The organism is Mesorhizobium sp. B2-8-1 (assembly GCF_006440955.1).
Taxonomy (GTDB): domain Bacteria; phylum Pseudomonadota; class Alphaproteobacteria; order Rhizobiales; family Rhizobiaceae; genus Mesorhizobium.
Genome location: NZ_VFTX01000015.1, coordinates 70,551 through 96,156, shown reverse-complemented (window position 1 = coordinate 96,156; position 25,606 = coordinate 70,551). Strand labels below are relative to the sequence as shown.

Here is a 25,606-nt window from a genome sequence, read left to right as displayed (position 1 = left end):
GTGGGTGGGCATGCGCACCCAGTCCGCCCGGCCGGCCTTGTGCAGCAGATCGCCGGGGGAGCCGGACGGCAGATGCCCGGTCAGCAGAACCGGAAAGCCGGCCCGGTCGGCGCGCGGCAGCAGGCGGGACGAAGGCCCAGCCTCGCCCATGCCGTCATCGGCCAGCAAGGGCAGCGAGGGCAGCGGGTCGGCGTCGGTCCAGTCTGCGGCACTACCCAGCCGCAAGCGCAGCATCTCGGATACGCCAGGAAGCAGCGCTGAAGTGTCGGCGATCTGCGCTTCGAGCGAAGCACGCATGCCGGCGTGGATGGCGAAGGGTCCCGGCAAGGCCGCGATCAATTCCAGCGACCGCCCCGACAGCGGCGTCGGCAGAAGGCATCCGTTCGAATGGCGCGCCACCCAGCCCGAAATGGCCTCGGCGCGCGCCGCACCCGGCACGGGATCGGCGCCATAGGACGCGTCGAGAACGAGAAGATCGCATTCGGGGATCGCGTCCATCACGAAGACATTGCTGTCCGGCACCACGTCGGCCGAATAGACGACGCGGCTCTTGCCATCGTCGACGGCAAACCAGACGCCGCCGACGACATGTCCCGACCTCCCCGTCCTGACCGTGAGATTGCCGCTCTTCAGCAAATCGCCGGGTTCGAAAATCTCGATGCGATCTTCCGGAAAGGGAAATCGCTTGAGATCCCCGGGATCGGCATAGCCGGCGAGCGTGGCCGGAGCCTCGGCGCGGGTTTCGGCCGTCATGAAAATCGGACCGGCATAGCCGCGCGACAAAAGCCAGCTCAGAGCACCGACGTGATCCTCGTGCGCATGCGAGACAAACAACGCGTCGATGTCGGCGATCGACCCGTCAAGTGCCGGATAGTACTCCGCCCCTGTGGCGCCGACCTTGATGCCGATATCGAGCAGGATGCGATCGTTTCCGCTGCGGACGGCAACGCTGGTGCGGCCCTTTTCGCCGAAGCCGCCGGCCAGGTCCAGCTTCATCACGACGCCGCCTCCGCCGGGATTACCCAGCCGGACTTAATGCGCAGGCGCGCCTGGGCTCCGCTCTCCAGCACGACCGGGTCGGGCTGCCCGAAATGCAAGGTAAGATCAGGTCCTGCGGAAGGCGTAAATTCGATGCGCGCCGAGCCGCCCTGGTAGATCACCCGCTTGACGAGGCCATCGAAGCCGGGGCCGTCCGGCGAGACGTCGAGATCGGCCGACCGGCAGCAGATCCTTGCGCCGGCGCGCGGCCGCTCGCCTGCCCGGCAGCGGACGACCAGCTCGGTTCCGAGAACCCGGACCTTGCAATGACCGGCTTCCTCGGCGTTCAGCACGTCGGCCGGAAGCAGAATGCCCTGTGAAATGAAGGAGGCCACCATTTCATTCGCCGGCTCATGATAGAGCTCGCGCGGGGTCGCGAGCTGGACCAGGCGACCGTGATCCATCACCGCGATGCGATCGGCCAGCGCCATGGCCTCGGCCTGATCGTGGGTGATGTAGACGATGGTCGTGCCGGTGCGCTTGTGAAAGGCGGCGAACTCGTCCTCCATCGAGGCCCTGAGATGCACGTCGAGATTGGCGAGTGGCTCGTCGAACAATACCAGCGAGGGCGCGGCGACCAGGCAGCGCGCCAGGGCCACGCGCTGGCGCTGGCCGCCGGAGAGGTTGGCCGGCCTACGGTCTCCTAACCCCTGTAGATTGACCAGGGCCAGCGCGTCGGCAACCTTCTGGCGGGCGACCGCCTTGTCCAGCTTTGCAACCTTGAGCGAATAGCCGATGTTCTCGGCGACCGTCATGTGCGGCCACAATGCGTAGTTCTGGAAGACGATGCCGACCCGCCGCTTCTCTGGTGGAACGCTGCCGCCTGCACCCGACACGACCTCGCTGCCGACCCGGATTTCGCCCGACGTCACCTTCTCGAAGCCGGCGACAAGCCGCAGCAACGTCGTCTTGCCGCAGCCGGAAGGCCCGAGCACGGCAAGGAATTCGCCGTCGCCGACGTCGATCGAAACGTCCTTGACCGCATCGAACTCGGCGAAGCTCTTGGTCACATGGTCCAGGGTCAATCGCGCCATGGCAGAACTCCACTCGGAAGGTGAGGGGCAAGCAGGTTGGTCACCAGCATCAGCACGAAGGTGACCGCGACCGTGATGACGGACATCGCCGCCGCGTAGTTGGAATCGCCGCCCTGTTCGAACGAGAACATCACCACGCCGATTGTCTCGGAACCCGACGACCACAGCAGCGCCGAGACCGTGAGCTCGCTGAGCGCCGTCATGAAGATCAGCAGGCCGCCGGCGATCGCCGCCGGCGCCACCAAAGGAAAGACGATGGTGCGCATGCGCGTGAACAGGCCGGCGCCCGCCACTTGTGCAGCCTCCTCCAGCGTCCGGTCGATCTGGTGATAGCCGCTGATGGTCGGCCGCAAGGCCAGCACCAGGAAGCGGGCGAGATAGGCGTAGAGGATGATCCAGACCGTGTTGTAGAGCTGTATGCCGGTCAGCGGGATCGGCCGCAGGAACAGCAGCAGCGATGCGATCGCCAGCACCACGCCGGGCAAGGCATAGGGCAGTTCGACCGAAAGATTGAGCAGCCGCACCCAGCGCTGTTTGCCCCAGGCAATGAGATAGCCGATCGGCACGGCGACGAGGACCGCGAAGAAGGCGGCGGCGATAGACAGCCAGAAGCTGTTGAAGAAGGCGCGGCTGGCGGCAGCGTGCTCGAACAGCACGAAACGGTAATTGTCGAGCGTCGCCGTCTTGGCGCTGAGCGCGATGCCGTAGCCGGGAACCAGCGACGTCAGCACCAGCCCGAACAGCGGCAGGAACAACACCAGTACGACCAGCAGCCACATGCCGGCCTGGACGACCGGACGCCAGCGGCCAAGCTCGTAGGGCTCGGCGGGCAGCGAGGTGGAGCTGATGCGGTAGTCGCGGCGCCGGCTCATGACCTCCTGGGCGATAATGCCGGCCATGGCGATGATGCCGATCAGCACCGACAGGAACGCCGTCTCGCCGAGCACGGCCGGCCCGCCGCCGGCCAGTTTTTGATAGATCAAGGTCGGCAGCACGAGATAATTGGCGGGAATGCCGAGAAAGGCGGGAATGCCGAAATTGCCGACGCAGGACACGAAGGCCAGTGCCGCTGCCGCCATGATCGACGGTGTCATCAGGGGTAGCACGATGGTGACGAGCACGGTGAACCAGCTCGCGCCGCCGGCTCGCGCCGCCTCGACCAGTTCGCGCGGCAGCTTGCGCAGGCCGGCGCGCACCAGCAGGAACACCAGCGGGCCATACTGCACGCCGAGCAGCAGGATGATGCCCGACGTGGAATAGAGCGGGTTTTTGGTGCCCAGCGGCGGTGCGGCGCCGAACAGCTTGAGGAACGGGCTGGCCGGTCCGAACAGTTGCAGCCAGGCAAGCGCCGTGACCTGCGGCGCGATCATCAGCGGCATGACGTAGCAGAGCACCAGCGCGCTTCGGCCGCGTATGTCGGTCAGCGTGATGAGCACCGCCACCAGCGTTCCCGACAGCACGGCAAGCACCGTGCCGCCTATGCCGACGACAAGCGTATGCCAGGTGGCGATCCAGGTCGCCGGACTTCTCAGTCCGGCCTCCAGGGCCATCGTTGACACCATGCCGCCGGGTGCCACGATTTCCTTGATCAGGCGCAGCATCGGCAGCAGGGACAGCAGCACGATGACGACGGCTACCGCCGCCGTCAGGACCATTTCCTGGCCCCGGCTTTCCCTGATCGTTGATGGCATGGTTGCTTTCCTGAAATTCGAGCAGCGCGCAGTGGGGATGCCGCCGCGAAGCGGCATCCCGGCCGGATCGCCGAGCCTTGTCAGCCGCCGAACAGTTCCGAGAACTTCGCCTTGTCGGCGTCGGTCTTGGCGACGATTGCCTTGGTGTCGAACGACATCACCTTGACCTTGACGCCTTCCGGCAGCCATTCGGGCCGGCCGACCGAGGCCCGTGCCGGCAGGTAGCCCATGGAAAGCGCCAGCTTCTGGCCTTCGTCCGAAAGAATGAAGTCGACGAACTTCTTGGCGCCGTCGACATTCTTGGCCGTCTTCATGATCGCGACCGGTTCGGTCACGGCCGGCACGCCTTCCGAGGGGAACACGAATTCCACCGGCGAGCCCTTCTTCTTGGCGTTCATCGCCATGAAGTCGACGAGGATGCCATAGGGCTTCTCGCCTGATGCCACGGACTTCAGCACCGCGCCATTGCCGCGCACGCTGACGGTGTTGTTGGCCTTCAGCTTCTGGAAGAAATCCCAGCCGTAATCGGCATCGCTGGCGAAACCCGAAAGCAGGTAGGCGGCGGCACCTGAATAGAGCGGGCTCGGCATGACGAGACCATCGGCATAGGCCGGCTTGGCGAGATCGGCCCAATGCTCGGGTTTTTGCGCAGCCGCGGTGTTGTAGACGATGCCGGTGGTGATCAGCTTGCTGCCGAAATAGGTCTTGTCGGCGTCGTAAGCATCCGGCTCGATGCCGTCGAGCTTTGCCTCGGGATAAGGCAGCAGCCGGCCATCCTTCTTCAGCAACTCCATCGAGACCGCATCGGCGATCAACAGCACGTCGGCCTGCGGGCTGCCGGCGGCGAATTCGGCCGCCATCTTTGTGAGGATGTCGCTGGTACCGGAACGATAGATTGCCACGTCGATGCCGGGCTGCGCCTTCTTGAAGGCCTCCACGGTCTTGGCCGCATCGGCTTCCGGCTGGGATGTGTAGAGCGTCAACGTTTCGGCACTTGCCATGCCGGCAAACAAAGTTGCCGCGAGCGCCAGCTGGCTGCCCAGCAGCTTGATGAATAGCGTCTTCATAAGACCTCCTGTCCTGTCTGTGCACGACCGGTCCGGCCCGGCCGGTTCCCTGTCTCTTCCTCCCTGCACGGCGCATATGACTGGTGGATGACACAGCGCGTGAGATATACAAAATATGTTCATATGTTCGATGTCAATTACAAATGAACAAAACTGTGCAACAATCGACACGCCGGACATCCGGCGCCAGTTGACACGCGGCCGGCCTTTCTCCGAAGAGGCGATGCGGGGCCCAGGCCAAGGCTCATGAGGACGAAAAGCGATGCCCGTGGAAAAACCGAGACCGGCCCGCTCCGGATTGCCGATGGTGTCGTCGGATCTCAACGTCAAGACGGCGTGGCTCTATTATGTGGAGGGCTTCACGCAGGAGCAGATCGCCGAGAAGCTCGATGTCTCCAGGGTTAAGGTCATGCGCACGCTGGCCGCGTGCACGGCCGAGGGCATCGTCGTCACCATGATCAACGCGCCGACCGCCGAACAGGTGGCGCTCGAACGTGCACTCGAGAAGCGCTGGGGCCTCGATGCCGCCGTCGTCATCCCGACGCCTTCGGCGCAAGAGCACCTGGAGAAGGCGATCGGCCACGCCGTGGCGGCCTATCTCGGCGAGCAGATGCAGGACGGCATGACGCTGGCAATCGGCGGCGGCGCGACCCTGCATGCAAGTTTGGGCTTTCTCGCCCGCCGGCAGCTGAAGCACGCCTCGGTCGTGGCGCTCGTCGGCAGCCTGCCGCATTCGCAATGGATCAATCCGTCGATCGTCGCCGCCAAGGTCGCCGATGTCTTCGAGGTCGACAGCTACCAGATCACTGCGCCGGTGACGGTCGACAACCCCTCGCTGCGTGACCTGCTCTGGGCGCAGCCGGCGCTGCAGGACGTGCGGCAGCGCGCTGCCGCCGCCGATATCGCGCTGCTTACCGTCGGCGACATGTCGCCGGACGCGACCATCTTCCGCCACGGCATCGTGCCGTCGTCGCTCATCGCGTCGCTGAAAGCGAAGGGCGCGGTCGCCAACATGCTGTGCTATTTCGTCGATGCCTCAGGCAGGCTGGTCGACCACGAAGTCAACGGCCGCGTCATGGCCATCGACCTCGATGTCGTCGGCCAGGTGCCGAATGTCGTGCTGGCCGCCGGCGGAAAACGCAAGGTGGCCGCGATCCTCGCCGCGCTGAAGGCCGTCAGCACCAATGTGCTGATCACCGACAGCGATACGGCGACGGCGCTGCTGGCAAAGGCTGGCTGACGCTGCTTCCAGTGCCGCTTAGATCAGGCCGCGTTCGCGCAAGAAATCCTCGACGCCGACATGGGTCATGGATTCGAATTCGGCGATCGCCTCGGCCACCCGCCTGCGCTGGGCCGCCAGCAGCGTGAACACCTGCTTCATCTCGCCGGAAACGCCGAAGCGGCCCCAGCGCTCCGCGATATGCGCAGGCAAGCCGATGTCGGCGCAGAACGCATCCAGGCTCTCATAGCCGAGACTGGCGACGAGTTGCTTGGTTTCGTCCGCCGACATGCGCGGCTCGAAAGCGTGATCGTGCAGGCGCTGCGCCACCAGCTTGATGTCGGACGGAGACGCGCCCATCACCTTGCCGAACAGGGTCTTGACGTCGGATGGATCGAATGCGGGCATGCGGACCTCCCTTCATCACAGTCCACCTGAAACATGGGCGAAGGGTTCGCGCCTGACAAGTCGATTCTGTGGTGAGCCGGCGCATCATTCGACGCCGGCTCACGTCAACGTGACCTACACCAGCATGCCCATCGGGTTCTCGATCAGCTTCTTGAAGGCGACCAGCAGTTCGGCACCGAGCGCTCCGTCCACGGCGCGATGGTCGGTCGACAGCGTTACCGACATCACCGTGGCGATTCTGATCTCGCCGTTCTTGACCACCGCCCGCTCCTCGCCGGCGCCCACCGCCAGGATCGTCGCATGCGGCGGGTTGATGACGGCGGCGAAATCCTTGATGCCGAACATGCCAAGGTTCGACACCGCCGTGGTGCCGCCTTGATACTCTTCCGGCTTCAGCTTGCGACTGCGCGCGCGGCTGGCCAGGTCCTTCATCTCGTTGGAGATCACCGACAGCGTCTTTTCATCCGCCTTGCGAATGATCGGCGTGATCAGGCCGCCGGGGATCGAGACGGCAACGCCGACATCGGCATGCCTGTGCTTGACCATGGCGCTTTCGGTCCACGAGGCATTGGCATCCGGCACCGCCTTCAAGGCCATGGCCATCGCCTTGATCACCATGTCGTTGACCGAGAGCTTGTAGGCGGGCGCCTCGCCCTTGTCGGTCTTCTTTACCGGTGCGGCCGCATTGAGCTGCGTGCGCAGCGAAAGCAGCGCATCGAGCTCGCAGTCGAGCGTCAGGTAGAAATGCGGGATGGTGGTCTTGGCCTCGACCAGCCGGCGCGCGATGGTTTTGCGCATATTGTCGTGCGGCACCAGCTCGTAGGAACCTTCCTCGAACAGGCGCAGCACGTCCCCCTCCCCCTTGAAGAGAGGGTGGCCGGCCGCAGGCCGGTCGGCTGGGGTCGCTTCGACGGGGCTCGGCGCAAAAGCGGTGCCTTCTGAGGCGACCCCCTCCGTCCGCTTCGCGGACACCTCCCCCTCGAGGGGGGAGGAGAGTACCGCATCGATATCCGCCTTCACGACGCGGCCATGTGGGCCTGTGCCTGGTATGCCGGAGAGATTCAGTCCTGCTTCACGAGCCAATCGACGCGCCAAGGGTGTAGCGCGGGTTTTCCCCTCCCCCTCGAGGGGAGGGTGGCCGGCCAAAGGCCGGTCGGGTGGGGTCGGTTCGACCGGGCTCAGCGCGATGGCGGTGCCTTCTGAGGCAACCCCCTCTGTCGGCTTCGCCGACATCTCCCCCTCGAGGGGGGAGATTGGCGCATAAGTCTCGCCCTCGGCATAGATCCACGCGACCGGTGCGCCGACGGGGATATCGACGCCTTCCTTGCCGGAGACATCGCGCAGGATGCCGCTGGCCGGCGCGTCGATTTCCATCGCCGCCTTGTCGGTCTCGATCTCGAACAGCACGTCGCCCTTCTTGACCCGGGCGCCTTCCTCGGCGAACCAGCGCGAGATCTGTCCGGTCGCCATGTCCATGTCGACCTTGGGAAGAATGACTTCGGTCGGCATGTCTCAGCGAACCCCTCTCACGAGGTCGCGCGCGGCGGTGATGATGCCGGGAACCTGCGGCACCGTCGCTTTCTCCAGCTCCGGATTGTACGGGATCGGCGTCTCCGCGCCGCCCAGCCGCACGATCGGCGCGTCGAGATAATCGAACGCCTCGCTCTCGGCGATCATGGCGCTCACCTCGGCGCCGATGCCCAGCGTCTTGACCGCCTCGTAGACGCACATCAGCCGCGACGTCTTCTTGACGCTGTCGATGACGGTCTGCTTGTCTATCGGCCGGATGGTCCTGAGGTCGACGACTTCGACGTCGATGCCTTCCGCCTCCAGTGCGGCCGCGGCGTCGAGCGCCTTCTGCACCATGATCGAGGTGGCGACGATGGTGAGATCGCGCCCTTCGCGGCGGATATCGGCCTTGCCGATCGGCACCGTGTAGTAGCCTTCGGGCACCGGGCCCTTCATCTTGTAGAGCAGCTTGTGTTCGAAGATCATCACCGGATCGGGATCGGCGACGGCAGCCAAAAGCATGCCCTTGGCATCGTGCGGCGTCGCCGGCTGGATGACCTTTAGGCCCGGCACATGGCCGAGCCAGGCCTCCAGGCTCTGGCTGTGCTGCGCGGCGGCACCGGTGCCTGAACCGGCAGGAAAGCGCATCACCACGGGAACGGAAACCTCACCGCCCAGCATGAAGCGCATCTTGGCCGCCTGGTTGACGATCTGCTCCATGGCGAGCGTGGCAAAGTCGGAGAACTGGAACTCGAAGATCGGCCGCATCCCGGTAAGCGCCGCACCCACCGCGACACCCGCGCCGCCCAGTTCCGAGATCGGCGTATCCATCACCCGGTCCGCGCCGTAGCGCTCGACCAGATCGCCGGTCACCTGGAAGGCGCCGCCATAGACGCCGATGTCCTCGCCCATCAGGAAGACGCGTTCGTCCATGTCCATGGCGATCGCCATGGCTTCCTGGATCGCCTGGGCGTAGCTCAGTTCACGCGCCATCGCGTCCATCACGCCTGCTCCGTATACACGTAATTTCCGGTCTCGCTGACATCAGGCGACGGGCTCGCCTTGGCGAACTCGATGCCGTCGGCGATTTCCTTGGCCACCGCTTCGCGGATCGCCTCGATGCCCTTGTCGTCAATGAACCCGAAGTCGCGCAGCTCGCTTTCGAACAGGGTGATCGGATCGCGGTTCGACATCCAGTCCTCGATCTCCTCCTTGGTGCGATAGCGGTTGCGGTCGCTCTTGGAATGGCCGCGATGGCGGTAGGTCTTGGACTCGATCAGCGTCGGCCCCTCGCCCGCGCGTGCGCGCTCGACGGCCTTGTAGGACGCCTCGGCGACCTCCGAAAAAATGTTGCCGTTGACGATGACGCCGGGCATCGAATAGGCGGCGGCGCGCTCGGCGATGTTCTTGACCGCGGTCGAGCGGGCCGTCGACGTCGACATGCCGTAGCCATTGTTCTCGCACACGAAAATCACCGGCAGCTTCCAGATCGCCGCCATGTTCAGCGCCTCGTGGAAAGCGCCCTCATTGTTGGCGCCGTCGCCGAAGAAGGAGACCACGACCTTGCCGGTCTTCATCATCTTGGAGGAGAGCGCCGCCCCGACGGCGATCGGAATGCCGCCGCCGACGATACCATTGGCGCCCAGATTGCCCTTGGCCACGTCGGCGATGTGCATCGAGCCGCCGCGTCCCTTGCAGTAGCCGGTGGTCTTGCCGAAGAACTCGGCGAACATGCGCTTGACCTCGGCGCCCTTGGCGATGCAGTGGCCGTGGCCGCGATGCGTCGAGGTGATCTGGTCATCCTCGCCGAGCGGCATGCAGATGCCCATGGCGCTGGCTTCCTGCCCGATCGACAGATGCATGGTGCCGTGGATGAGGCCGCGCGTGTAGCTCTCCTCCGCGCCCTCTTCGAAGCGGCGGATGAGGTACATCTTGTAGAGCACCTGTCTGAGCTGCTCGGCGCTGTACTGGCGATAGACGAAGGGCAGGTTGGCGCGGCTGTCCGCGACGGCTTTGCTGGCTGCGGCCATGATCACACCTCCACGGTTCCGTAGACGAGCTTGTCCTGGCGCGCGCGCAGTTCGGCGATCTTGGAGCCGGGAGCCGGGGCGGCATTGGCGTAGGTGATGAGCTCGCCCTTCTTGATCGGCGCCGTCACCGAACCGCCTTGCAGCAGACCGCAGGGAATGGCCCTGGCGGCATGTGCTTCCGGCGCCGTCATGATCCAGGCGCGGTAGCAATATTCGCCGATCGCATCGAGCTTCTCGCCCGGCTTCATGTCCTTCTTGGCCACGGCTGCGACTTCGGCCACCGGCTTTGCCAGCGGCACCATGTCGGCCTTGCCGTAGAGCACGACGCGGGCGCAGGTCAGGGGCACTTCGAGCGAGGTCAAATGGTAGGGCCGATGGAAGGTGAAGTACGGGCCCTTGCCCATCTTCAAATCTTCCATGCGCTCCGAAATGCGCGGATGCGACATGTCGGCGACGACGAACACGCCGGGCGCGACACCCTTGCCGATCGAATAGTCGACGACGCCGACCTTCGACAGCACGCCGCCGTCCTTCTGCGGCACCAGCACCTTGGACAATTCGCCGAGCGTCGCCGCCGGACCATGCATGCCGGCCTTGTCGGGCACCAGCCCGGTGGCGTTGGCGATCGCCGCCATCTCGACCATGGTCTTGGAGCCGTCGACGAACTCGACCAGCATACGCACATTCATGTGCCGGCGCTTGGCTTCCTCTTCATAGTCGGGCGGCGTGGCGTCGATGTTGAGCGGATTGTTCTTGCCCTTGCCGGCGGCGACGATCGGATGGCCCATGGCCGAGACGAATTCGATAAGCTCCATGCAGGAAGACGGCTCGTCGCCGGCGCCCAGCGAATAGGTGACGCCGAGCCGGTCGGCCTCGCTCTTGAGATAGGCGCCGATGGTGACGTCGGCCTCGACATTCATCATCACCAAGTGCTTGCCGTGCTCCATGGCGCGCAAGCCGATCTCGGCGCCGACGGCGGGAACGCCGGTGGCGTCGATGACGACATCGATCAGGTCATTGTTGATGACCAGGCTGGCGTCGTTGGTGACCGCCACCTTGCCGGCCTCCATGGCGGCCGTCATCGCCGAGGCGTTCGACACTTCGCGCGCATGCCCGGTTTCCTGGAAGGCGATATCCACGGCCTTGCTGGCGGCGGGCAGGTTCAGCTCGGAAATGGCGCCGATCTCGATGCCGGACATATGGGCGACGCGGGTGACGATGTCGGTTCCCATCTCGCCCGAACCGATCAAGCCGATGCGGATTGGCTTGCCCGACTTGGCCCGCACCTCGAGATCACGGGCAAGGCCCGTCAACGAAACATTGGAAGCCATATCGCTCATTCCTCCCGTAATGCTGCTATTCAATCACCTGACGGGTATTGAACATCTGTATTTCTGTCAAGACTAATGTCCAGATTTGATGCGCTTTTGCAGCACTTCCCAACATCACGAGCAAGATGGGAAAGCCGGCAAATCCGACAACCAAACGGCTCGCGACGGTTCGACGCATTCGGGCCCGGAAAAACTTCAACCGTGAGCGCGCTTGATGGCGAGAGAAGGGGCGCCCCTGCTTAAGTGCTAGCCAACCGGAAAATCGTGGAAATGGATGATGGTGCTGACCGGAATGCCGCGCCATTTGCCGGCGATCAGCCGGTGGACACGTCCGGCGAAGATGTGACGGACACTGCCATGGCGTTGGAATAGCTCTTGAAGGGCATTGGCGTCGGTTAGCGTGACCTCGTCGAGCACCGGCATGTGGATGCCGAACGGCGGGTGGTGCATAAACAGGAGGACCGACCGGTCCTGTGCCTCTTGCAACCGCTTGCCGGCGCCTGCGGCATCAGCCGGGAACAGAACGCCTCGCCTGGGCTTTACTGTGCCGTCCAGCCGCCGTCCATCGGCAAGGTCGTGCCGGTGATCTGCCTGGCTGAATCCGAGCACAGGAACAGCGCCAGGGCGGCAAGGTCCTCGACGGCGACGAATTCCTTTGTCGGCTGTGCGGCCAGAAGCACATCGCGCTTGACCTGTTCCTCGGTCATGCCGCGCGCCTTCATCGTGTCGGGGATCTGCTTCTCGACCAGCGGCGTCCAGACATAGCCGGGCGCGATCGCGTTGACGGTGATGCCGTCCTGCGCGACTTCCAGCGCCACCGTTTTGGTCAGGCCTGATATGCCGTGCTTGGCCGAGACATAGGCGGATTTGAACGGCGAGGCGACGAGCGCATGCGCCGAAGCCGTGTTGATGATGCGGCCCCATTTGCGGCTCTTCATGCCGGGCAGCGCCGCTTTTATCGCGTAGAAGGCCGACACCAGGTTGATGCGGATGATCGCTTCCCATTTGTCGTCCGGGAATTCCTCGATCGGCGCGACATGCTGGATGCCGGCATTGTTGACCAGGATGTCGAGGCTGCCGAACGCCTCTTCCGCCTCATGCACCATGGCGCTGACCGCCGCGCCGTCCATCATGTTGGCGCCGGAGTAGCGGCATTTGACACCGAAATCCTTCTCGATGCCGGCGCGCTCCTGCTCGATCGCCGTGGCGTCGCCCAGGCCGTTGATGGTGAGATTGGCGCCTTCGGCGGCGAAGGCGCGGGCGATAGCCAGGCCGATGCCGCTGGTCGAGCCGGTGACGAGGGCGTTTTTCGAAGACAGGGAAGCCATGGCGATCTCGATATGGTGGGAGGGAACACGAAAGATAGGGCGCGGTCTTGTGCGCCGCAACATGACGATGCCACAGCCATATATCCGCGCATGCCCGACTCGACCGGCTTCGGCGACTACACCGAGACCGGTCACGTCATTCCGGTGCGCTACAAGGCCAGCATGGCGACTATGTCCACTCGATGTACCTCGACGACGCGCCGATCACCGGCGCGAGCGCGGTTTTTCCTCCGGAATTGCCTGGAAACCGAACCGCCCTGATGGTCCGTCAGGGTCGCTTGGCCCGGGCAGGGCCAACATTGGGCGATCCGGCGATTTCCAGCAGCGACGACACCAGCAATTGCCGCTCGTCTGGGGAAAGCACGTCCGCGTCGAATAGGTTCATGCTGCGCAGGCCCTCGATGGCGAGATAGCAGACCAGCAGCGACTTGAGATCCGGCGTCTCGCTCTTCAGTCGTTGGAAGAGTTGTCGCTTGAACGTCTTTATCGGCGACATGAAGTCCGGATCCTCGGCGATCGCCGAAAATATCCACGACGCCGATGGCTGCTTGTCCTCGCAATCCTTGGCCGAAAGCCTGATGTAGACGGCGAGCGGATTTGCGCCATTGTCGTTGCTGCTGGCGGTCTCTAGCGCCTGCTCGAATTCGCGCAGATAGCCTTCGACCAGGCCCTGCATCAATTTGGCCTTGGTCGGGAAATTGTAGAGCAGTCCGCCCTTTGATACGCCGGCGCGGCTGGCGACGGCATCCAGGGACAGGCTACCGGGACCGGATTCCCGTGCGACGTCCGCCGCCGCAGCGAGAATCCTCTCGCGCGAGTTCGTTCGTTGGGCTTTCATGGCGCCTCCCATCGCAAGCTTAGGCCCAATTGACAAGACCGTCCAGACGGTACAGTAAGACCGCGGTCATTTGAAATCGGGGCCCGCAGTCGATATGTGTCCCGATATCCGCGCTTCGCGCCGGATTTCGACTGAGGGGACTTCCTTGTTCAAGCGCATACTCCGTTTCGTTATCATCATTGTTGTGTTGGCCGTGCTCGTCATCGTGGTCGGCGGCATCGTCGGGTTCAATTTCCTGCGTGACAACGGCATCAAGCAGTATTTCGCCACGATGAAGCCGCCAGCGGCAACCGTGTCGACAACTATCGTCAAGCCGTCGAACTGGACGCCGGGCATCGAGGCGATCGGCACGGTCCGCGCCGTGCGCGGTGTCGACCTGACGGTTGAGACCGCCGGCATCGTCAAGGAGATCCCCTTCCATGCCAACGAGAAAGTGGCGGCCAATGCGGTGCTGCTGCAGCTCGACGACGCCGTAGAGCGTGCCGATCTCGCGGCACAGAAGGCGCAGGCGGCGCTCGATCAGACATCGCTGACCCGTGCACTCGAACTGACCAAGCGCGGTGTCGGCTCGGACTCGACCTTGGACACCGCACGTGCGGCCGCGTCCGCCTCGGCATCCCAGGTCAACAGGCTTCAGGCAGTGCTCGACCAGAAGCAGCTGACGGCGCCCTTTGCTGGAACCGTCGGCATCCCGAAGATCGATCTAGGCCAATATCTGGCGCCCGGCACCGCCGTGGTGACGCTGCAGGATCTCGACACGATGCGGGTCGACTTCACGGTTCCCGAACAGCAACTGCCGCTGCTCAAGATCGGGCAGACGGTTCGGCTGGGCCTCAGCGGCGGCGATATGCCTTTTGCCGGGACCATTCGCGGCATCGACCCCAAGATCGACCCGTCCAGCCGGCTGGTGAACATCCGGGCGGAAGTCGCCAATCCCGAAGGCAAGCTGACCCCCGGCCAGTTCGTGCAAGTGCGTGTCGAATTGCCCGAGGAGCAGAATGTGCTGGCGCTGCCACAGACGGCGCTGACCACCAGCCTCTATGGCGACTACATATTCGTGGTGCATCCGGCAAAGCCCGCCGAGGCGCAGCCGACCAAGCCGGAGACAAACCCCGCCGCGGCGGCGACCGACAAGCCGGCGGACGCCAAGCCCGCGGCCGATGCCAAACCGGCCGAAGCCGCGAAGCCTGCCGCCGATGCGGCAAAACCAGCGGACAAGGCCGCCGCCGATCAGGCCAAGCCGGCCGCGGGGGGCGAGCAGCCTGCCCTGGTCCTGTCGCAGGTATTCGTCAAGCCCGGCCGCCGCAACGAGGGCATGGTCGAGATCGTCGAAGGCCTCAAGGCGGGCGATGAGGTTGTCACGGCAGGTCAGAATCGCCTCTTCAACGGCATGTCCGTCAACGTCGACAACACCATCGACCCAACCAAATCGGCGAACAAGCAGGCCGACCAGCAATGAGCGTTTCCGATCTCTTCATTCGCCGGCCCGTCCTCTCCACGGTCCTTGCATGCATGATCCTGCTCCTGGGTTTCCAGGGCATATTCAGCCTGTCGATCCGCCAGTATCCGAAGGTTGACGAAACCGCGATCACCATCACGACGGCCTATCCGGGCGCCAGCGCCGACCTGATCCAGGGCTTCATTTCCGCTCCGATCGCGCGCGCCGTCGCCTCGACCGAGAACATCGATTACGTCACGTCGTCGAGCCGACCGTCCTCCAGCACCGTGACTGTGCAGATGAAGCTCGGCTCCAACCCGGACGTCGCGCTGACCGAAGTGCTGTCCAAGGTCCAGGGCGTGCGCGGCACCTTGCCGGACGCCTCCAAGGATCCCGTCATCGTCAAGGGCACGGGCCAGCAATTCGCGATGATGTACATCTCGATGCAGAACCCGAACATGACTAAGGAGCAGCTGACCGAGTATATCGAGCGCGTCATCAGGCCCCGCATGTCGACGGTCGAAGGCGTCGCCGACGTGCAGATCTTCGGCGCCCAGGAATATTCGATGCGGGTCTGGATCGATCCGGTCAGGCTCGCCGCGCGCGGTGTGACCGCATCGGAAGTGCTGACGGCGATCAACAACTCCAACTTCCTGTCGGCGCCCGGCAACACCGAGAACGAATATGTCGTCTCCTCGATCACCGTGCGCTCGACGCTCCAGACGCCGGAAGCCTTCGCCGAACTGCCGCTGCGCTCGACCGACGGCAATGTGGTGCGGCTGCGCGATGTCGCCCGCGTCGAACTGGGCGCCGAGAATACCGACACCAGGGTTTCCTTCAACGGCAAGCCAGGCACCTTCCTCGCCATCTTCCCGACCCCGGCTGCCAATCCCCTGACCACGGCGGCGGCGCTCACCAAGCTGGTGCCTCAAATCCAGGAGACGTTGCCGAAAGGCATGACGATCGAGATCGTCTACGACGCGACCGGGCAGATCAGCGCCTCGATCGACGAAGTGTTCAAGACCATCGGCGAGGCCGTTGCCATCGTCGTCGTCGTCATCCTTTTGTTCCTTGGCTCTTTCCGTTCGGTGATGATGCCCATCGTCACCATCCCGCTGTCGCTGATCGGCGTCTGCTTCCTGTTGTTCGCGGTGGGCTATTCGATCAATCTTCTGTCGCTGCTCGCCATGGTTCTGGCGATCGGCCTCGTCGTCGACGACGCCATCGTGGTGGTGGAGAATATCCACCGCCACATGGAAGAGGACCACATGTCGCCGATGCAGGCGGCCTTCAACGGCATGCGCGAGATCGCCACCGCCATCGTCGCCATGACCATGACGCTGGCCGCGGTGTTCGCACCATTGGCCTTCACCGGCGGCCTGACCGGCGCGCTGTTCCGCGAATTCGCCGTCACGCTCGCCGGCTCGGTGGTGCTGTCGGGCGTGATCGCCATCACCATCACGCCAATGATGTCGGCGCGCCTGCTGAAGTCCGGCACGCCAGGCCGTTTCCAGCGCATTGTCGACGGCACTTTCGCGCGGGTCGAGCACGTCTATGAGCGGGCCGTCACCGGGTCGCTCAACTATCGCCCGCTGACGCTGATCATCGTGCTGGCGCTTGTCGGGGTGACCGGCTTCATGTTCACCAAGACCTCAACCGAACTGGCGCCGGAAGAAGACCAGGGCTTCCTGCTCTCGCTTGTAACGGCGCCGCGTTATGCGACATCCGATTACACCGAGACTTACGTCAACCAGATGCTCGGTCTGGTGAAGGATATTCCCGAAACGCGGGCGCAGTTCTCGGCCGTCGCGTTCGGCGGCACGACGAACAGTGCGTTCGTCGGTTTCGCCTTCAAGGACTGGGCGGAGCGCAAGCGCAACTCGAAGGAGCTGCAGGCCGACATCACAGCCCGTCTCGCCAAGGTGGCGGGCGTCCAGGCCTTCGTCTTTGCGCCACCGACGCTGCCGGGCTCCGGCGGCGGCCTGCCCATCGCCCTGGTGGTGCGATCGACCGGCGACTCCTCGGAAGTGTACGACGTGGCCGAGAAGATCAAGAACAAGGCACAGGCCTCCGGCCGCTTCATCGTCGTGCAGAATTCGATGGCCTATGACGCGCCGCAGGTGACGGTGACCATCGATCGCGACCGCGCCGCGGCGCTGAACCTGCCGATCGCCGATATCGGCCGGACGCTGACGCTGCTGGTCGGCGGCGCCGAAGTGGCGCAGTTCGACCGCGACTCCAACAGCTACGACATCATCCCGCAGGTGCCGAAAGAATTCCGCGACAATCCCGAAAAACTCGGCGAGTACTTCGTGCGCAGCGTAACGGGCGAGATGGTGCCGCTGTCGGCGGTGGTGAAGATCTCGACCAATGCGTCGCCGGCCGCGATCGAGCAGTTCAACCAGCTGAATTCGTCGACGATCTCGGCGCTGCCGCTGCCCGGCGTCACCACGGGCGATGGATTGAAAGTCCTCGAGGACATAGCCAGGGAGAGCCTGCCCGACACCTTCTTCATCGACTATTCGGGCCAGTCCAGGCAGGAGAAGGAACAGGGCAACACGATCCTGATCGCCTTCGGGGCGGCCGTCATCGTCATCTATCTGGTGCTGGCGGCGCAGTTCGAAAGCTTCCGTGATCCGCTGATCATCATGATGGCGGTGCCGCTGTCGATCTTCGGCGCCATCGTGCCGCTCAATCTGGGCCTCGGCACACTCAACATCTACACGCAGGTCGGACTGATCACGCTGATCGGCCTGATCACCAAGCACGGCATCCTGCTGGTCGAGTTCGCCAACCAGCAGCGCGAGATCCACGGTATGCGGCGACGCGACGCCATCATCGCTTCGGCCAAGGTGCGGCTGCGGCCTATCCTGATGACGACGGCGGCGATGGCGCTTGGCGTGGTGCCGCTGATCACGTCCAGCGGCGCCGGCGCCGCGGCCCGCTATTCGATGGGCCTGGTCATTTTCACCGGCATCCTGGTAGGCACCATGTTCACGCTCTTCGTCGTGCCCATGTTCTATACCTTCATTGCCAGCAAGGACTTGCCCCAGCTGGCCGAGAAGCCGGATCCCAAATTGATGCCGGCATTGCCGAGCTGATGGAAACGGCATTGCCGAACTAACAAAAACTAACAAAGAAAAGAGGCCGAAACGTCCCGGCCTCTTTCTTTGGCTGTGCTCGATTTACCGCGGGAAAATGTTCCGGCGGGAGCCCTGAACGGATATGGCTGCTGTGCCGATCCGTTGCCAGCCAGCTACTTGACGATGACGATGCTGGTGTTGGCCGGCCCGAAGGTTTCGACGAGCTGGTAGAAATCGGCGGCATTGTCGGGATGCAGCCGCACGCAACCATGCGAGGCCGGCCGGCCAAGCCGCTTGATGGCATAGGTGGCGTGCACCGCATAGCCGCCGCTGAAGAACACCGAATGCGGCATCGGCGCGTTGTCGTACTTCTTCGAATACCACATTTCATGCATGCGCGTCGGCTTAAACGAGCCGGTCGGCGTCACATGCGCCCTGTCGCCGGTGGAAACCTTCCAGGCGAAGGCCGGGCGGCCGTCGACCGAGACTTCCATGACCTGTTGCGAAAGCGAGACGCGCGCCACGATCTTGTTGGCGGCATGCGCGGTACCCGTGCCGGCGCCGAACAGAAGCGCCGCAGCCGTCAGGGCAGCGGCGGCGGTGATGTTGATGAGCTTGGCGGAAATAGCAGTATGCATGATGTCCCTCTCTCTGCCGGGCTGGCCGGCCCCAAATTCGATGAGCGGCTTATCCCTGCATCATGTTTCGGAGAGATTTCGTGAAATGCTCGTTTGTGTTTCGAATATGTTTCCTCTGGTTAATGGGCCAAAGTTCCCATATGGCGAACATCGACGCTGTCACCCTGGACAGGAGTAGGCACATAGGTATCCAGCCCGAAACGAAAGTTCGGATTAGCCAAAATTGAAAGGTTGGAGCCCTATTTCGAAACAGAATCTGCAACAAAGCGCATTTTCGGCGGCATGAAGCGGATACAGGCCGTCGGCAAAGTTGACGTAACGAAAGCAGACGGCAACGACCACGGGAACGAAAACGAACATGCGGTCCTGGTTTCTCGGGATCAGCATCGCAGCAGCAGCCATTAGCGTCGCCGGCACGGTTGCCGACGGTTCCATGGCCAGCCTCGCGGCGATGAGTTCGAGTGAGATCTCAACCCTCTATACCGTCCTGTTTTGTGCCACGGTCTGGATTGTTCCAGCCTGCGCATCGTCCGGCTCAAGGCCCACTGGCGGGTTGGCCTTCGGCTGCTGGCATTGCGCGGCCCCTCCGGCAACTTGCTGCTGAGAGGACCGAAGGCCCGCGCCGTGACGGGGGGCTCCGTAGACGGCGCGGGCACTTCGGGAGTTCCTGAAGTATGCCGAGGCGTCACGCGCCCACCCAAGACGGGCGTTGGTCTTCGGAAAACAAGCTGCCGCAACATGATTTACTGGGGATTGACGCAATGAAAACGAAACTTGCAGCTTCGGTGCTTTCGGCACTGCTCTACGCACAGGGCCTGCTCGGCTTTGCCGGGCTCGCCACCGTGCTCTTGAAAGAGCGCGCGCATGCAGGCGAGTTCGCGGCAGGCAGCGACATGCCGCCGGGGCCATCGCTACTGGTGGTGCGCTGAGCGCAGGGCAATCGGGCCCGAGGTGAAAACCGGTTTGGAAATCCGATGCTCAACCAGAGGAATTGCGTGAGCGCCCGGCCGTCAATCGGCGAATTGCGCCGGCGGATCGAAACGGTAGCCGGCGCCGCGTATGGTGATGATGGCTTCCGTATCGAGCTTGCGGCGCAGCCGCACGATGCGCGAATCGATCGAGCGGTCGAAAGCGTCGACATTCTCGGCCGGCGCCGCCGCGATTATGTCGTCGCGCGTCAGCACCTTGCGGGGACTGGCCAGGAACAGCCGAAGCAGCGCCACCTGGCCGGGCGAAAGCTGCTCCTCCGTGCCCGAGCGGTGCATGACGATGGCCGACCTCAAATCGACGGTCGCGTTCTCCAACACGATCAGTTCCTGGGCGGCCCTGCCCCGCCGCGTCAGCAGGCCGCCGACGCGGGCGGCGAGTTCCCTGACATTGAGCGGACTTTCGATGACGTCGGCCGCACCGAGCTCGAGCGCCAGCACCTTGTCGACGAGGTCGCACGGCCGGCAGATCAGGATGAAATCCGGTCCGCCTTCACCGCCCCCGCCTTGGCTGCCATAACGCCTGAGCAGATCACGTCCCTCCGCCTGGCTGAGGCTGTCACCGACGACGACGACGTCGACGCCCTTTCCCGCCAGCATAGATTCCGCTTCCCAGGGCTGGCGCGCCTGACGCACGTCGTGGCCTCGCCGCTCAAGGTGATCGGCGAGTTCGGTCGCCACCACTTCGGCGACGCAGATAAGCCCGATAACGGCGCGTGCAGCCATGTTTTCCAACCATTTCCTGGCAACCCGATATGAGTGCTGGACATCATGTTTATACCCAATCTACTTTCCACCGAAAGTGGGAGCGAGCGCATCGTGCGGGCAAGAATTTTAATTGTCGAGGATGAGCCCGATCTAAGAGAGGCGGTCGCCGAATATCTCGGCGCCGCCGGCTATGACGTGGCGACCGCCGAAACCGCGGCCGCCGCGCGCAGCCTGGTCGAAACGCAATCATTCCACCTCGCCATCCTCGACATCGCCATGCCGGGTGAGGATGGGCTATCGCTCGGCCGCTGGTTGCGCTCGAGACTGCCGATCGGCATCATCTATGCCACCGCCGCCGGCACCGCGCTTGATCGCATCGTCGGACTTGAGCTCGGCGCCGACGACTACATCGTCAAACCCTACGAGCTGCGCGAGGTGCTGGCCAGGGTCCGCAGCGTGCTGCGCCGGGTTCCGCAGCACGCGCCGATGCACGGCCAAAAGGCGAGCGATCCCCGCCGCTCCGTCGCTTTCGGCTCCTTCCAGGCTGATCTCGACGGCAGGCTGGTCACCGGCGCCAACGGCGCGGTGATCGACATGGCCAAGAGCGAGTTCGACGTGCTGGAGGTTTTCCTGACCCGCGCCAACCGGCTGCTGACACGTGCTGCCATTTCCGAAGCGATCGGCCTCACCGAAGATCCGGAATCCTCGCGCGCGGTCGACATTCGCATCATGCGCCTGCGCAAGAAGATAGAAACGGATCCGGCCAGCCCGAAATTCCTGCGCACGGTGCGCGGCGAAGGCTATATCTTCTCGCTGCCGGCCGGCGACGGCCACTAAGTGGGCGCGGGGGATTGCTCCCGCGCCTGTGCTGGTCTGTGGACGGATCCGTCGCAATACTTGTCGCCCAAAAACGCTCTTGGTTTTGGGACAACGCATAAAAACAAGGATTTGAGACGCGGCGCATGAAATCCGCTTGGCACCGCAACAATGGCTGAAAATGACCGCTGAAGCAGCAGGCACGGACATGCAAGACGGCCGGCAAGGCGCGGCGATGGCGGCCGTGCGCGTGGTGCGGCGGCTGCGCGAGGCCGGCGACTGGCAGCGCGAGATGGAAGCCATACTGGAAACGCTTTGCCGCGCAATGGACTGCCAGCGCGGCATCCTGTTCCGCCTGCGCGAACTGCCCGGCCAGGGATTTGCCCAGTCGGTGGCCGCCTACTGGATCGATCCCGTGGTCGGTGGCGAGCTGGCCTCGCCGACGGTGATCGTGCAGTCGATCATCAACGCCGATCCGCTGCTGGAACGGCTGCAGGAGGATGAACGGCAGGGCAAGATTTTCGCCGGCCATACGCGCGACCTCGAGGGCTTCCTGAGAGCCGACTTCGAGAAACAGAGCATTAAGTCGTTCCTGTCGGTGTCCGTATTCGCGCATGGCCACCTGTGGGGGACGCTGGCGGTCAATGACTGTATCGAGGAGCGCGAATGGACCGATGAGGAAGAAGCGACGCTGCATATCATCGCGCTGGCCATCGGCGACGCGATCGAACGCTCGCCCTCCGACGCCCACGCCAGCGAGGTCATCCGCCGCACCATGCTGCAAGCCTCGCTCGATGCCATCCTCGTCATCGACGAGACCGGCTCGATCGTCGAATTCAATCCGGCCGCCGAGAAGATGTTCGGCTTCCTGCGCAGCGATATCCTCGGCAAGGACCTGCTCGACACCATCGTGCCGATCTATTACCGTAAGGGCTATGCGTCGGGGGCCGAATACATGTCCGGCCGCGGCGCGCCAATGGTCGGACAGCGGCTCGAGACGGTGACCCAGAACGCCGCCGGCGAGATTTTCCCCATCGAACTGACGGCGACCGAGATGCGGGTCGCCGACCGCCGCCTGATCTTCGGCTCCATCCGCGACCTGCGCGACAAGCTGCGCGCCGAGGAGGAGATCAATCGGCAGCGCGAGAAGTTGCACCAGAACGAGAAGATGGCGGCGATGGGTTCGCTGCTTGCGGGCGTCTCGCATGAGCTCAACAACCCGCTGGCCGTGGTTGTCGCCCAGTCGACGCTGCTGCACGAATTCGCCTCCGATCCGCAGACCAAGGTTCGCGCCGAGAAAGTTCGCGCCGCCGCCGAGCGCTGCGGCCGTATCGTCAAGAGTTTCCTGTCGATGGTCCGGCTGCATCCGACCGAGCGGGCCGAGACGGACCTTAACCAGGTGATCCGCGCGGCGCTCGAGGTGACCGCCTACGGCGCGCGCTCGAGCGGGATCATCATCGACACCGATTTCGCGCCTGGCCCGTTGCTGGCCATGGCCGACGCCGATCACGTCACCCAGGTGGCCGCCAATTTCCTCATCAACAGCCAGCATGCGCTGGCAGGCATAGGCGGCGACCGGCTGATCAAGGTGCGGACCTTCCGCAGCGAGCGCGGCGATCCCGGTTTCTCGGTCGAGGACAATGGGCCTGGCGTACCGGAAGCGATCCGGTCCCGCATCTTCGAATCCTATTTCACCACCAAGCCGGTCGGCGTCGGAACCGGCATCGGCCTGTCGATCTCGAAATCGATCATCGAGCGGCACAATGGCAATGTCTGGTTCGAGGAAGTGCTGCCAAGTGGCGCCCGTTTCGTCGTCCAGCTGCCGGCCATTGTAGCCGGCGTCGCCATCGCCGGCGAGGGCCAGCCGCGATCGAGCGGGCTGCGCCACGCCTTGATCATCGATGACGAGCCCGACGTCGCCGGTTCGCTCTCCGACATACTCGAACTGATGGGCATCAAGTCACGGATCGCGCCCCTCTGGGACACGGCCACAGCCATATTGGCTGGCCACATGCCGCCCGACATCGTCTTTTCGGACCTGCGCATGCCTGGAACAAGCGGCATGACCATCTATCGAGAGTTGCTTGCCGAAAGACCGGAACTGGCGCGGCGTTTCGTGCTGGTCACTGGCGACCTGATCGGCGCCAAGGCCGAAATCGAGGCGCTGCCGCTACTGCAGCGTCCGCAGATCCTGGAGAAACCGTTCAGCACGCTGGATGTGCGCAGCGTGCTTTCCGCCATTGCCGACCAGGTGGTTTCGAAGGGATAGACCGCACCAACCGGTAAAAAAAGCCCCCGGCCGACATGCGGCGGGAGCCGAAGGGAGCGCTGGACGCGCTCGGGGAGCGCCGCGGCACGTTCCAAAGCGGAGCCGCTTCGGAACCATGTTTCAGTCGAACTCAGAAAATATTCGGCGTATTGGTCAGCGGCGCGGCATTGGCGATCATCCGGACCGCACGGGCTTTGTGGGCTCCGGACTGCTCGGCTATGGCCCGCAGGCAATCGACGCTCTCGGCGCCCCAGGCCTGACCCTTGCAGGCAAAGTCGACCATCGACATCGGCAGGCGTGCGGTTCTGGTGGTGGTCATTGCGCCGCCGACGACGTTGGCTGGTGGATTGAGCGAAGCAAAGGCCGGGCCGACCGTCGGCGCGAACGCCATGCCGGCGAAGGCGCAAGCAGCCAGCGCCATGAACATCGCCATGGGGTGGTCGCTGGCGCGCTGGCGCAACACCAGCTTCGGGCGGCGGCCAACGCGCTCCGGAGCCTGGGACCGGCGGTCGTTGCTGGCAATCTGAACTTTCGCATGCATCATCATCCCCTTCGTTGACTTTCTTTTTTTGATAAAACGAACTTAGTCGCGCTCTGTATCAGCGGAAAGCTGGCGTGAATCTGATATTGTAACCGCCTTGAAACGGGCCCGTGGCCAGACCACATCAAGCGGGCATCTCGCGCAGCCGATCCCGGCTCGGCGGACCGGCAAGGGCAAGCGCGACGACGCCCTTTGTCTCGGCTTCCCTCCTGGCAGGATTTGCTTCGAAAACACGCCGGAACCAAGCTTTGAAACCCGGGCTAACGCCCGGATTCTCCGGGGTTTTCGGGCGAGCCGTTGCATCGGATTGGATTGAAATCGGCGCGCCAACTTTCTTTCGAAAATATGCCTGTTTCCACAAGCCATTGCATTTCAATGAAAAATATGATTATATTGAACGGATATTCAATAAAAAGAAGAGACGTTTTATGAACCCGCATCTCCGTGACGTGGCCATTCCCAACGATTGGGACCGGCGGGGACTGCCTGGCTGGAGCTACCATTCCGATGCCCTCCTCGAACTCGAGAAGGAGCACGTTTTCCGCAACCACTGGCAGATCGCCGGACATGTCAGCGACATCCCTGACGCCGGCGATTACCTGGCCATGGACGTCGTCGGCGAACGCGCTCTGATCGTGCGCGGCAAGGACGGCGTCGTGCGCGGTTTCAACAATATGTGCCGCCATCGCGGCAGCCGTGTCGTCGCCGACAGCCAGGGCAACTGCAAGAACGCGCTAGTGTGCCCGTTCCACGGCTGGGTCTACAATCTCGACGGCACGTTGCGCGGCGCTGCCCGCCCGCGTTCCTTTCCCGATCTCGACAAGACCGAGTTCGGCCTGATGCCGCTCGATCTGGAGGTCTGGATGGGCTTTATCTTCATTCGCTTCCGCGCTGGCGGCCCGCAGCCCTCCGTCGCCGAGCTGATGAAGCCGATCGAGCCCGAATTCTCGCACTACAAGGCCGCCGACATGGTGCCCTCCTGGGGGATCTGGACCCAGAAAACTCCGGTCAACTGGAAGTCGGTGCGCGACGTCGACAATGAGGGCTATCACGTCGCCATGGCGCACCCGGCTCTGCAGGACCTCTATGGCGCGACCTATTTCGACGAACCCTTCGTCAACGGCGTGTCGCGCTCCTTCGCCAGCTACAACCCGCATGCCGGCCGTCGCTGGAGCGTAAGGAACTACGTCAAGATCGCGCCGGAGCCGGCGCATCTGCCGGACTATCTGAAGAAGGCCTGGGTCTATTATGGCATCTTCCCCAATGCCGTCCTCTCGGTGATGCCGGAATCGGTGCAGTTCTATCAGGAGTTCCCGCTGTCGACGGGTGAGACCCTGCTGCGCGGCGCCATTTACCGCTATCGCGACGAAAGCCGCGAGCAGGCTGCGGCCCGCTATCTCTCCTTCCGCATCGACCGCGACACCATGTCGGAGGATGTCCAGCTTTCGGTGTGGTCGAACGAATCCATGCTGTCGGAAGCCTTCGAGGGTTTTTACCTCTCCGACCTCGAATACGGAGTGCGCACCCACCACGACCATCTGCGCAGGCAGATCCCCGTGCTTGGGCTCGAAACGGCGCCGGAGGAGAAGGACATGTGGAACTTGAACGACGCGCTGCGGTCGCGTGGATAGGCG

At 63.7% G+C, this 25,606-nt stretch carries 23 protein-coding genes and 1 pseudogene; 8 read left to right on the top strand and 16 right to left on the bottom strand.

Going from position 1 to position 25,606, the window contains the following annotated elements; all coding sequences use genetic code 11:
* The 4 genes from FJ428_RS28975 to FJ428_RS28960 form a co-directional block, all read right to left on the bottom strand.
* On the bottom strand, nucleotides 1-996 hold a 996-nt coding region (locus FJ428_RS28975; RefSeq protein WP_140880678.1), incomplete at its 3' end, for an MBL fold metallo-hydrolase.
* The gene (locus tag FJ428_RS28970) at nucleotides 996-2,072 is read right to left on the bottom strand and encodes an ABC transporter ATP-binding protein (protein ID WP_140880670.1); all 1,077 of its coding nucleotides are present in this window, start codon (nucleotides 2,070-2,072) and stop codon (nucleotides 996-998) included. The genes FJ428_RS28975 and FJ428_RS28970, both read right to left, overlap by 1 nt.
* The gene (locus tag FJ428_RS28965; protein ID WP_140500631.1) at nucleotides 2,060-3,763 is read right to left on the bottom strand and encodes an iron ABC transporter permease; all 1,704 of its coding nucleotides are present in this window, start codon (nucleotides 3,761-3,763) and stop codon (nucleotides 2,060-2,062) included. The genes FJ428_RS28970 and FJ428_RS28965 overlap by 13 nt, the downstream gene beginning before the upstream one ends.
* Nucleotides 3,764-3,843: 80 nt before the next feature.
* Entirely contained in the window at nucleotides 3,844-4,830 is a 987-nt protein-coding gene (locus tag FJ428_RS28960; RefSeq protein ID WP_140525497.1) for an ABC transporter substrate-binding protein, read from the bottom strand.
* A 262-nt stretch (nucleotides 4,831-5,092) separates the two neighbouring features.
* Between FJ428_RS28960 and FJ428_RS28955 the strand changes: the two genes are divergently transcribed.
* Nucleotides 5,093-6,070 carry a sugar-binding transcriptional regulator gene (locus tag FJ428_RS28955; RefSeq protein ID WP_140525496.1) on the top strand — a complete coding sequence of 326 codons (978 nt, stop codon included), beginning with the start codon at nucleotides 5,093-5,095 and terminating at the stop codon, nucleotides 6,068-6,070.
* A gap of 18 nt (nucleotides 6,071-6,088) precedes the next feature.
* On the opposite strand, the gene FJ428_RS28950 is transcribed toward FJ428_RS28955, so the two are convergent.
* The 7 genes from FJ428_RS28950 to FJ428_RS28920 form a co-directional block, all read right to left on the bottom strand.
* The gene (locus FJ428_RS28950; protein ID WP_140500628.1) at nucleotides 6,089-6,457 is read right to left on the bottom strand and encodes a hypothetical protein; all 369 of its coding nucleotides are present in this window, start codon (nucleotides 6,455-6,457) and stop codon (nucleotides 6,089-6,091) included.
* A 114-nt stretch (nucleotides 6,458-6,571) separates the two neighbouring features.
* A complete protein-coding gene (locus tag FJ428_RS28945) occupies nucleotides 6,572-7,966 on the bottom strand; it encodes a pyruvate dehydrogenase complex dihydrolipoamide acetyltransferase (RefSeq protein ID WP_140880668.1) in 1,395 nt (464 codons plus the stop codon).
* Between the two features lie 3 nt (nucleotides 7,967-7,969).
* Nucleotides 7,970-8,968 carry an alpha-ketoacid dehydrogenase subunit beta gene (locus FJ428_RS28940; protein WP_140880666.1) on the bottom strand — a complete coding sequence of 333 codons (999 nt, stop codon included), beginning with the start codon at nucleotides 8,966-8,968 and terminating at the stop codon, nucleotides 7,970-7,972.
* On the bottom strand, nucleotides 8,968-9,996 hold the full coding sequence (locus FJ428_RS28935; RefSeq protein WP_140500625.1) for a thiamine pyrophosphate-dependent dehydrogenase E1 component subunit alpha: 1,029 nt from the start codon (nucleotides 9,994-9,996) through the stop codon (nucleotides 8,968-8,970). Before FJ428_RS28935 ends, FJ428_RS28940 begins: the two co-directional genes overlap by 1 nt.
* A 2-nt stretch (nucleotides 9,997-9,998) precedes the next feature.
* On the bottom strand, nucleotides 9,999-11,327 hold the full coding sequence (locus FJ428_RS28930) for an NAD(P)H-dependent oxidoreductase (protein WP_140525493.1): 1,329 nt from the start codon (nucleotides 11,325-11,327) through the stop codon (nucleotides 9,999-10,001).
* 246 nt (nucleotides 11,328-11,573) lie between these two features.
* On the bottom strand, nucleotides 11,574-11,750 hold the full coding sequence (locus tag FJ428_RS28925) for a hypothetical protein (RefSeq protein WP_246674866.1): 177 nt from the start codon (nucleotides 11,748-11,750) through the stop codon (nucleotides 11,574-11,576).
* A gap of 116 nt (nucleotides 11,751-11,866) precedes the next feature.
* Nucleotides 11,867-12,655 carry a 3-hydroxybutyrate dehydrogenase gene (locus tag FJ428_RS28920; RefSeq protein WP_140880664.1) on the bottom strand — a complete coding sequence of 263 codons (789 nt, stop codon included), beginning with the start codon at nucleotides 12,653-12,655 and terminating at the stop codon, nucleotides 11,867-11,869.
* An 87-nt stretch (nucleotides 12,656-12,742) separates the two neighbouring features.
* Between FJ428_RS28920 and FJ428_RS30830 the strand changes: the two are divergent.
* Nucleotides 12,743-12,867 (top strand): annotated as a pseudogene (locus FJ428_RS30830) (acetoacetate decarboxylase family protein); the annotation flags it as partial.
* 56 nt (nucleotides 12,868-12,923) lie between these two features.
* On the opposite strand, the gene FJ428_RS28910 reads toward FJ428_RS30830, so the two are convergent.
* Nucleotides 12,924-13,493, bottom strand: a complete 570-nt coding sequence (locus tag FJ428_RS28910) for a TetR/AcrR family transcriptional regulator (protein WP_140500622.1) — start codon at nucleotides 13,491-13,493, stop codon at nucleotides 12,924-12,926.
* A gap of 145 nt (nucleotides 13,494-13,638) precedes the next feature.
* Here FJ428_RS28910 and FJ428_RS28905 point away from each other — a divergent pair, with 145 nt between their 5' ends.
* Together FJ428_RS28905 and FJ428_RS28900 are read left to right on the top strand one after the other, a co-directional pair.
* Entirely contained in the window at nucleotides 13,639-14,952 is a 1,314-nt protein-coding gene (locus FJ428_RS28905) for an efflux RND transporter periplasmic adaptor subunit (protein ID WP_140880662.1), read from the top strand.
* Nucleotides 14,949-18,032 carry an efflux RND transporter permease subunit gene (locus FJ428_RS28900; RefSeq protein WP_140525490.1) on the top strand — a complete coding sequence of 1,028 codons (3,084 nt, stop codon included), beginning with the start codon at nucleotides 14,949-14,951 and terminating at the stop codon, nucleotides 18,030-18,032. The genes FJ428_RS28905 and FJ428_RS28900 overlap by 4 nt, the downstream gene beginning before the upstream one ends.
* A gap of 155 nt (nucleotides 18,033-18,187) precedes the next feature.
* On the opposite strand, the gene FJ428_RS28895 is transcribed toward FJ428_RS28900, so the two are convergent.
* Entirely contained in the window at nucleotides 18,188-18,652 is a 465-nt protein-coding gene (locus FJ428_RS28895) for a L,D-transpeptidase (RefSeq protein WP_140525489.1), read from the bottom strand.
* Between the two features lie 213 nt (nucleotides 18,653-18,865).
* Nucleotides 18,866-19,087 carry a hypothetical protein gene (locus FJ428_RS30455; protein ID WP_181167427.1) on the bottom strand — a complete coding sequence of 74 codons (222 nt, stop codon included), beginning with the start codon at nucleotides 19,085-19,087 and terminating at the stop codon, nucleotides 18,866-18,868.
* A 326-nt stretch (nucleotides 19,088-19,413) separates the two neighbouring features.
* On the opposite strand from FJ428_RS30455, the gene FJ428_RS28885 reads away from it, so the two are divergent.
* A complete protein-coding gene (locus FJ428_RS28885; RefSeq protein ID WP_140558462.1) occupies nucleotides 19,414-19,581 on the top strand; it encodes a hypothetical protein in 168 nt (55 codons plus the stop codon).
* Nucleotides 19,582-19,662: 81 nt separating this feature from the next.
* Here FJ428_RS28885 and FJ428_RS28880 read toward each other — a convergent pair whose 3' ends face one another.
* Nucleotides 19,663-20,364, bottom strand: coding sequence for a response regulator transcription factor (locus FJ428_RS28880; RefSeq protein WP_140558460.1), 702 nt, complete (start codon nucleotides 20,362-20,364; stop codon nucleotides 19,663-19,665).
* Nucleotides 20,365-20,409: 45 nt separating this feature from the next.
* Here FJ428_RS28880 and FJ428_RS28875 point away from each other — a divergent pair, with 45 nt between their 5' ends.
* Both FJ428_RS28875 and FJ428_RS28870 read left to right on the top strand, forming a co-directional pair.
* Nucleotides 20,410-21,183, top strand: coding sequence for a response regulator transcription factor (locus FJ428_RS28875; RefSeq protein ID WP_181167426.1), 774 nt, complete (start codon nucleotides 20,410-20,412; stop codon nucleotides 21,181-21,183).
* A gap of 160 nt (nucleotides 21,184-21,343) precedes the next feature.
* The gene (locus FJ428_RS28870; protein WP_181167425.1) at nucleotides 21,344-23,431 is read left to right on the top strand and encodes a sensor histidine kinase; all 2,088 of its coding nucleotides are present in this window, start codon (nucleotides 21,344-21,346) and stop codon (nucleotides 23,429-23,431) included.
* Nucleotides 23,432-23,561: 130 nt separating this feature from the next.
* On the opposite strand, the gene FJ428_RS28865 is transcribed toward FJ428_RS28870, so the two are convergent.
* Complete coding sequence (locus tag FJ428_RS28865) at nucleotides 23,562-23,972, bottom strand: hypothetical protein (protein WP_140880660.1); 411 nt, start codon at nucleotides 23,970-23,972, stop codon at nucleotides 23,562-23,564.
* A 428-nt stretch (nucleotides 23,973-24,400) separates the two neighbouring features.
* On the opposite strand from FJ428_RS28865, the gene FJ428_RS28860 reads away from it, so the two are divergent.
* The gene (locus tag FJ428_RS28860) at nucleotides 24,401-25,603 is read left to right on the top strand and encodes an aromatic ring-hydroxylating dioxygenase subunit alpha (RefSeq protein ID WP_140500615.1); all 1,203 of its coding nucleotides are present in this window, start codon (nucleotides 24,401-24,403) and stop codon (nucleotides 25,601-25,603) included.
* Nucleotides 25,604-25,606 lie beyond the last annotated feature (3 nt).